Raw genomic sequence first — 8,305 nt, 5'->3', positions numbered from 1 at the left:
CGCAACGGACGATCGGCTGCGCAACCCCGACCAGCTCCGCCGATCGTCCGTTGCTCCATCCGCGCCACTTGGCGTACAAAACCCCGAGACTCTAACTGCCGCTGGATGAAAATGCAGTGGCAGGTCACTCCCAGTCGAGGGATTTACGCCGCGCCAACTCTAGCCAAAAATGGTCCAGTTTGCCGGCCTCAGGTCATGATCAGGAGGCTCTCGCAAATCATCGTAGGTTGCGTGCCTTGCGAACCTGCTGTCTATGCAAGGCGAGACAATCTGGAAAATGTCCTCGAAAATTGGGTCGTTGCTCCACGTAGTTTGCTTCCCTCGAACGGTCTAGCGCAGATGCGGCCGGTCCCTTCAAGGGGATCGCGAAGGTCCGGTCCCATGCGTCACGATAACGTCGGAGCAGAACGGCGCTTGCGATGATCAGAAGAATATCAACGTAGATACCAACAGATTGAGCGCGTGTTCCGTTTGGGGCGTGTGTGTGATGCTTGTCGGGTAATGAATGTATGACAGTCCGACGCTTGCATATATCCCCGGAGCGAGATGCGCGATGTATGTTCCCGTGACTGCTGTGCTATCGCGGTGCGCAAGCTGGCCTTTAGCCAGAGCAGCATCCACTGCAAGCGTACTCCAGGCCGTGTTGGTCGCAACGAGGGCAATCAGATCACTGGGCCGGTTATCAAAAGATCCCTTCGCATAAAGACGAAGCTCGTAATACCGGCTGATCCTGTTGCGCTCAGGTGGAGCTCCCATGATGGAAAAGCCGCCGTAGATGCCGCGAGACGGCGACTCAAGGGCGTCACTCTGCCAGAGCTGCCTGTCCGCAGCGATGTAGTGAAAATTATTTCCGCTCTTCCTTTGTTGCTTGGGATCCGCCAAATCCGTGTAGCGGCTAGTGTTGAAGCCAATGCCCGCCCGCAGCCACGTGTCGGGTAAGCCGGGAGCAGCCTTGCTCTTGTAGCCGGCTTCTTCGACGAAAAGGATGCCTGCATTGGCCGTGCTCCAGTTCAAGCCAGTGGGATTCTCCGTTATGTGGGCATAGGGACCATCGGGACTGATTGAGCGCTGGACGGAGACCTTGTTATACAAGCGATCGTCGAAATTGCACTTCAAGTTGACCGCCGGCGTGGGCGCGGCATTGGTGCTCATCCCTGCCTGGAACAAGGCAGACATGTTCGATCCTGTAATCCCTCCGAACAATGTACCGGTGAATTCATTCTGGTTTCTGAGGTAGCCAATTTTGAGCTCTAGTGTCCTGTCGAAGAAAGTCTGGTAGTAGGCGAGCGTATTGAGTCCCACTCGATCTGGCCCTGGGCGATCCCACGTCCAGTATTGCTGCTCGGCTCCTACGACAATCTGTCCGTCGGCAATGCCGAACCGGCTCAGATCGTAGGTGACGATCATGAGGTTCGCCGACGCGAAAGTCGGATTCTGGCCCATATAGAGCTGGTTTGCGATAGTGCTTCTGGCTGCATGCGGTAGCTGGTTGCTTGCAAAGGAGTTATGTGTCCACCCGATATAGCCGATGCCGACGTCCGCCAGCGCAGATCTAACGCCCCCCTTGTCCTGATCAATCGTATCTGCAGGACCAGGGATGGGGAACCACAACCCTTTTTCACGCAGATTGTCGTACCTTTGGAAGGGATCGATCGTTTTTTGCGGTCTCGTCTGAGCAGCCCTGTCCGCATTGCCGCGCTTCTCCAAAGGCACTCCGGGACCTGCTGCTGGCGCCGGGGCAGGAGGGCGGATTGCCTGACGGACCAGGTCGATCGGGAGCTTTGCGGCCCGGTCGGAAGTCTTTCCTCTTTTGCGGGTCTCATCCACAGGGTGGTTACTAGGATCAAGTCCGCTGGCGGTTTGTGCCCGTACGGAATTGCCGACCAGACAAGCCGCTAGCGAAAGTGCGATAGCAAGCCCAGATTGCTTTCGCCTTAGTCTGAAATTGAAAGAAAGTGCTGACCTAGCCGAGTATGTTCGAGGCGAGGTCGTCGCAAGAAGGCAATCACGCATGGCGTAGTTCGGGTCCATGTCTGCCGGACATGAATAGATTGAACTGCGGCCTGATTGGCCCAGAGTGAGCTCCCGGCGGAGTGTGCCACGCGCCTGCTTCCACATCGTCATTGCGAGCGCAGCGAAGCAATCCAGAATCCCTCCGCGGCGGCAGTCTGGACCGCTTCGTCGCCAGCGCTCCTCAGCAAGCGGCATCGCCGGCGTCCTTTCGCGTCCGAGGGCGAGGGGGACGAGCCAGAACGCGATCTATCCGAACAGAGCCACTCAGGCTTCCTGAACCTCTCAGCTCGCGGCGCGATGATGATCTGGTCCGAAACTTTGCTTGTGCATGACGTCGGTGCGCCGAGAGCCAGCGGAGAGCGCTGGCTCGGCAAATGCTCACGACGAGCGCGCGGGGCTTGCTGTCCTGGCCACCAGAACATTGCGAATGTCCACCTTGCTCACTGCGAGTCAGGCGGTGGCGCGCATCTGCATCGAAGGCGGCTTTCTGGACCAAACGGCAGCTACCCGAAAGCAAGGCTCGCCATGCAAGAGGCGTGGCTTCACGAAGCGCTTCATTGGTATCGTTGTCAGCGAAACACGAGACAATCGGCGGGCTTGAAGGCCGAAGAGCCTTTGAATTTGCGCGCGCGGCAACCACACAACAACATCCAACGTGATGGCCCAGGAGACCGGACGAATCAGCCATCGAGCAGCTCTGGCGGATATCGGCGAGCAGTTGCTGGTTGCCGTCAGCGCGGCAAAACTTGTCTTGCATCCGAATCCTTGATGTGCGCGGCGTTCGTTGGTCACGCTTGGCACGTGCCCGTCATCTCGAACAACCTGCCGGAACTGGTAGTTGATCAGGTGCAATGGTTGCCAGTCCAATCGGCCATTGCGGCTCGGCCGATCAGCCGTTGCGCTTACGTGGCCCGTCCCAGATGAAGTTGCTGGTCAGGCAAGGCGTAAGGCGGGAGTCCATCGAACACACTGCCGGATCAGTGGACGGTTTGCATTCGTGTCGGGGCAAGAAAAGACGATCTGCAAGGTTCTTCTGAATGATGAGAAAATGCTGCGCCATCGCCGACGAAGACGAGAACCATTGCTCGCTGGTGGCGCTATCATGGAGAACGCGCGCAAATTGTCGCGTTGCGTTTAAGAAGGAGCGTTTCATAGGAGCAGGCGCAGCCGATCGGGAAGCTCGCCAAGATTGATTATTGTCGACGCTGGCAGCTCCTGGAGCGCGGGAGCATCGCGGGCGATCGCGTCGACAGAATAAGCCTGCTGGAATGGGATCTTGAGCGAGGAACAATGGACTTGATTGAACATGCGGCCGCTTCAGACTTGCGCCCGCTCTTGCACGGGCCGTCAAGACGGATTCTCCCGGTCTTGGTGCTCCCGCTTGTCCTCGTCGGCTCGTGTGCTGCTGGCGCCTGGCTTTGGGCTAACCTTGAAGAGCCTGTCGAGACGCCGGAAAGCAGGGATGTCGCTTCAACAATGAGCCTGTCACTGGAGGACAGGGCATCCCTATTCGAGATAAAGTGGGCACAGCAGAAAGCTGGCGATCAGATCGCAGAACTCAACCGCCAGATCGATGCCCAGCGGGATGTCCTCAAAGGGATCCTGGATCAGATCACCATGCTGACTTCGCGGATCGATGCGCTGCAGAGTTCAACACCTGTCCCTTCTGCTGCTTCCGAGCCTCCTTTGTCGCCACCCCGGGCTGTTTCGAACGTCGCCAGGAAACGCTTCGGGCGGTCCAAACCACATGGACCTGTTTCCGTCGGAGGCGCGCCAGTGATCGCCGGACCGAAGATAGCCGAGCCTTGAGCCTGAGACGCTGCGGGCGTGGTCGAGTGTCCAACTGTGCGCGAGGAGGTGGACCATAGCTTCGCAAAGCTGCCTCCAGCCGTAAAATTCCCGAAGCTGGTGCGGACGCCGGCGTCTCCAACGGCACGTCGCCCTGAGGCAGTCACCATTATCAAGAGCACTCAAGGAGAGGTGGGGCAGAGCCCTTTCGGCATGATCGAGCCGTGGCCCTGAACGGCGGAATCCGCTGCGCTTCTCCTTCAAATCAGCTTCCTTTTAGTCAGCCCTCCCGGTTTGAGGCCATATCTGAAAGATTGTTGTCATGACACCGCCGCTGCATCCTCGAAATCTGGCCTGTCTGCCGGAGGTGCCTCTTCAGATCATTCGGTCGAGAAAAGCTTAGATCTTTGGGATCTGCTCACATGCGCGGCTTAGTTAATAGGGGGTACGGTCGAGATAAGTGTCGAATGCGGCAGCAACAGCACGAATGACAAACCGGTGTTCCTGCTTGACCCGAATGAATCCCTCTTCAATGTCCACTATCCCGTCTTCGGCAAGCATTCCCAGCCGGTCGGCCGAATTGAGAAGAGGAACCGGATCAAATCCGTGAGCAGCACAGATCGCTGGTACGTCGGCCTGCAAATCGCACATCAGACGCTCGATAATTGCGGCGCGGAGCCGATCTTCGGGGGAGAGACAGTAGCCTTTTGAGGTTGCCAGACGACCAGCCTGAATGTGTTGGCCATAGGAAGCGGTTGCGCTCTCGTTCTGGACGTAACCGTCACGCAGACGGCCGATGGCTGACGGACCTAAGCCGATTACGGTTTTGCAGGTATCAGCTGAATAACCCAGGGAGTTGCGGCGCAGCTGACCGGCTTTCTGCGCCAGCGCCAGCTCGTCGTTGGGCAGGGCGAAATGGTCGAGCCCGATCAGGCGGTAGCCGGCCGAGACCAGCGTATCTGCAATAGCCGCGGCTTGCTCGGCGCGGGCGACATTATCCGGCAGCGCCGTCTCATCGATCTGGCGCTGACGTTTCATATAGGAGGGGACGTGAGAATAGCCGAAAACCGCAAGCCGGTCTGGCCGCATGGCCAGGGCCGTCCGCGCGGAGTCCACGCAGGACCGCACCGTCTGATGTGGCAGTCCGAAGAGAAGGTCGAAATTGATGCGCCTTATCCCATGCTGGCGAAGGCTTTCGACGACAGAAGCCGTCTGCACCTCACTCTGGACGCGGTTGACCGCCCTTTGAACCACGGGGTCGAAGCTTTGCACGCCTATGCTCGCGCGACTGATCCCCGCCGCTTCTAACGTTTCGACCATCTCGGCCGTGAACGCACGCGGGTCGATTTCTATGGCGATGGTAGCTGATTTGCTGAACGCGAAGCAGCGACGCAGGAGTTCCATCAAGCCCAGGAAATCAGTCGGCGCAATGGTGGTCGGCGTCCCGCCGCCGAAATGCACGTCGCTCACCGGCAGAGCGGGCGGCGCTTGCTCTGCGACCAAGCGTATTTCATCCCGCACCGCCGCCAAATAATTGCGGATCGGACGCTCGCTGCGAGTGAGGCTTGTAGGGAAGCCGCAATACCAGCAGATCGAGCGACAGAACGGAACGTGGAGGTAGAGCGATACGGGTTCGTTCGGCGGCAGCCGCCTCAACCATGTCTCACAAATCTTGGGACCGACCATCGCGGAGAAATCCGGTACGGTTGGGTAGATGGTGTACCAAGGCAGGCGAGCATCGCAATACTTGTTTATGAGGGAGGTCTGCAAGGCTTAACTTTCCCATGCGCAAACAGCGTGAAACTGACCGGTGCCCTCTCTTGTGTCTTTGCGTTATGTCAAACGCGCCTAACTGTTCTTGAGATTGATCCCGCTCTCGATGTCACTGCCAACCACCTTAGGGCCGGCAGTGGGAGTGAGCGTCGCTCCTTGGCGATTATCTGGAGTCTTGTGGGTAGAATGAACGTGTCTTAGGAGTACGGCCCAAGCGGCTCGACGTCCTCCGACTAAGCTGTGTGCAGTGTCAATCATTCATCCGAGGGCGCGTCGCTTCTGTACTCCCTGACATGCAGCCGTTTTGCGACGAAGACAGGGATCTAAAGGCATCATCAAGAGCGGGCAGGCTGTCCCGAGACGTTCAAACTGGCTTTTCGTGGAAAAATCGATGTGCATGCTCGCAGCATTCGACCGGTGTCTCCCGTCCAAGGCCGGCGTGTCACGGAAAATACGTTGCTTGCTGGATGAAGAGCGCCAAGTTCGCGATCGTACAATGTGACGCTGCGTGCGATTCAAGTCCTTTGCAGCAGCTCACGAAAAACATTTTCGAAGTTCAAGTACAAAACGCAATGAGCCTCAATTCCGCCACGCTACTTGTCTCATTGCCGCGAGCATCATCACGGATGTACTGATGATGTTGGGGCGAGCCCGGCGCACTTTCACACCCGGCAAAGTGCGTCGGGTGCGCCTTGGTTCGGCGGCGTCTCGTTCCGGCTCCAATGCAGCTCGCCAACTCACAACAACTTGCAGGTCCTGCTTATAGCGAACGCGAGCCCGGCCAGAAATCTCACACGTGACACTATCTGCAGTATTCTATTTTGCTTCAGCGCTTGATGTCTTTTGTTTTTTGACATCGCCTTTGCGGCTAGCGGAACCGGCAGAGCGCGCACAATTGCAGTTGCCCCTCATTGGCCTCGCGATCAATCCGGTGCACCAGCAGCAGCTCTCACTGTTTCACATAGCCCGCCTGGTGAAGCGTCGATCATCCCGTCACAAGGAATCGTTCTCGCGCGGCGGCCTGGAGGCCATCTAGGCAGAAGCCAGCTCCGAGATCTTGCACGGGATCATTACACGGCGGGATCGCGCCCTGGCATTCCAGCCCATTCACACTGGATCGAGAAAGTTTACGCTTCATATGCCGATCGGGTCTGAAGATCATCTTCCGCGAATGAGAGCTGATGACGACTCCCCGCAAGACGGTTGGCAGCAACAATCAAGCACAGCGACGGCTACGTACGTCAGTATATGATCTGTGGCGATCATCGCCTTCAGTTCGCTGTTGAAACGTTTGCGGCAAATGTCAATACTTCACGCCCCCAAACCGCCTGACTCTATCAGCAGCCTTTAGCGAGACCGCGTGAGAGGGTCTCGGCGTGTTTCAGATGGAGATGGGATCGAAGAACGACGCGTCGACTCACCATTGCGCCAGCAAGCGCCATTCCTGTTGTAAAACGGCGTCGAACTCATCGGAGAACCGGTGAAGGATGACTCTCTCGGCGTGCTTGATTTCATAGGTGCGGCGCGATGTTGGCAGCTTCGTGGCGGAGGGGGCGCATTGCCGCGCCTCCGCATCCTTGCCCATTTCGAATTGACTGCAACTTTCTGGCGCTCAGCACATCTTCCCTGACAATCTCCATTAGCAGCGCGCTGCAAGGACGGACTTAACCCAACTTTCTCCGAACTTGGACTAAGATGGCTTGCAGACTTAGTCGATGCGCGAGCCGATAACGAGATTGGCGCAGCTTTCCAGAATACTGATAAAGATCTCCTGGCCCCTACTCGTGCTGCGGCTCGCGCAAATGGCGCTGTCGCCTTTGCCTCCCAATGTCATGATTGCTTCAATGCACTTACCTTGCGACCAACCGGCCGCCTTTCAAGCCCTTGTCCCGGCGGTGATTTTCGCGAAATCAGCAGTTGGTATGACACTTGCTGGACTGGTGCGATCCGATCCGGGGTCCTCTCCCTTCTGGAGATGCGCATGCAAAGTGTCCTCTGCATCAAGCGGGTCTCGCGACTGCGAGTATCTCCCATTGCATCTTTGACGTGGCCATTTTCTGCCCCTTCGACTCATTTGCGCCGGACCTGCCGGACGGACCCGCTGAGACGCCGGCGAGGAGTATGGCTTCGGCTGTTCCGTGTTGCTCATCGATCGCGTCCCCGAGGCCGTCATAGGGCGGAGCATCAGCCAACGGTTAGCGATGGCAATTCGCAAGATTGGGAAGAAAAATGACGCTCCTGTTGTCTTCGTCGGCAAGCAGAGAATCGATACCGACAACGCGCAAGTCGAGTCCGGCACCGCCAACCGCATGGGCGTGCTCTACCTTACCTGTATCGCGGAGTTTAGTGCCCAGCATGTCCTCGTGCTTGGCCTCGAGACAAAGCGAACCGTCTTTCGGACAGGACCATGGTTTCTCGCCATCCAATCTAAACAGAGCTGGGCCTGTGACCGCTCGTGCTGTTTGGTTCGTCTCGCCAGCTGAGTCGTCAGGGCCATCGGGCTTTTTATCACTGCCAGGCCATCAACACGGACGACCGCCCGGTGATCTCGATTTCGCCAGTACGCTATCGGCGAGCTCGACCAATCACTTTGCCTGTGCAACGGCGCTTCGATTGCGCCGTGCCGTTCAGCCTCGGACCAGGGATGATGGCGGTATCTCGGCTGTTTGACGGGACGACCATGCCGGCGCAGCCAGCGGCAGGGCACGAATCCGGGAATGGCATCTGACGC

General features: G+C 57.8%; 6 protein-coding genes. 2 read left to right on the top strand and 4 right to left on the bottom strand.

The window, feature by feature from the left end:
- Positions 1–423 precede the first annotated feature (423 nt).
- Both I6F36_RS32425 and I6F36_RS32420 read right to left on the bottom strand, forming a co-directional pair.
- Positions 424–1,713, bottom strand: coding sequence for a carbohydrate porin (locus tag I6F36_RS32425; protein WP_225145104.1), 1,290 nt, complete (start codon positions 1,711–1,713; stop codon positions 424–426).
- 750 nt (positions 1,714–2,463) lie between these two features.
- Positions 2,464–2,865 carry a hypothetical protein gene (locus I6F36_RS32420; protein ID WP_225145103.1) on the bottom strand — a complete coding sequence of 134 codons (402 nt, stop codon included), beginning with the start codon at positions 2,863–2,865 and terminating at the stop codon, positions 2,464–2,466.
- A 438-nt stretch (positions 2,866–3,303) separates the two neighbouring features.
- Here I6F36_RS32420 and I6F36_RS32415 point away from each other — a divergent pair, with 438 nt between their 5' ends.
- Positions 3,304–3,822, top strand: a complete 519-nt coding sequence (locus tag I6F36_RS32415) for a hypothetical protein (RefSeq protein WP_225145102.1) — start codon at positions 3,304–3,306, stop codon at positions 3,820–3,822.
- A 414-nt stretch (positions 3,823–4,236) separates the two neighbouring features.
- Here the strand turns inward: I6F36_RS32415 and hemN are convergent, their stop codons facing one another.
- Both hemN and I6F36_RS32405 read right to left on the bottom strand, forming a co-directional pair.
- Complete coding sequence (gene hemN / locus I6F36_RS32410; RefSeq protein ID WP_225145101.1) at positions 4,237–5,571, bottom strand: oxygen-independent coproporphyrinogen III oxidase; 1,335 nt, start codon at positions 5,569–5,571, stop codon at positions 4,237–4,239.
- Positions 5,572–6,991: 1,420 nt separating this feature from the next.
- Complete coding sequence (locus I6F36_RS32405; protein WP_225145100.1) at positions 6,992–7,159, bottom strand: hypothetical protein; 168 nt, start codon at positions 7,157–7,159, stop codon at positions 6,992–6,994.
- A gap of 553 nt (positions 7,160–7,712) precedes the next feature.
- Between I6F36_RS32405 and I6F36_RS32400 the strand changes: the two genes are divergently transcribed.
- On the top strand, positions 7,713–8,057 hold the full coding sequence (locus tag I6F36_RS32400) for a hypothetical protein (RefSeq protein ID WP_225145099.1): 345 nt from the start codon (positions 7,713–7,715) through the stop codon (positions 8,055–8,057).
- Positions 8,058–8,305: the final 248 nt, after the last annotated feature.

Origin of the sequence: Bradyrhizobium sp. BRP19, assembly GCF_020194195.1 — a bacterium.
Classification (GTDB): domain Bacteria; phylum Pseudomonadota; class Alphaproteobacteria; order Rhizobiales; family Xanthobacteraceae; genus Bradyrhizobium; species Bradyrhizobium yuanmingense.
The sequence above is the reverse complement of the archived record's forward strand: the minus strand, read 5'-3'. Positions and strand labels throughout refer to the sequence as shown.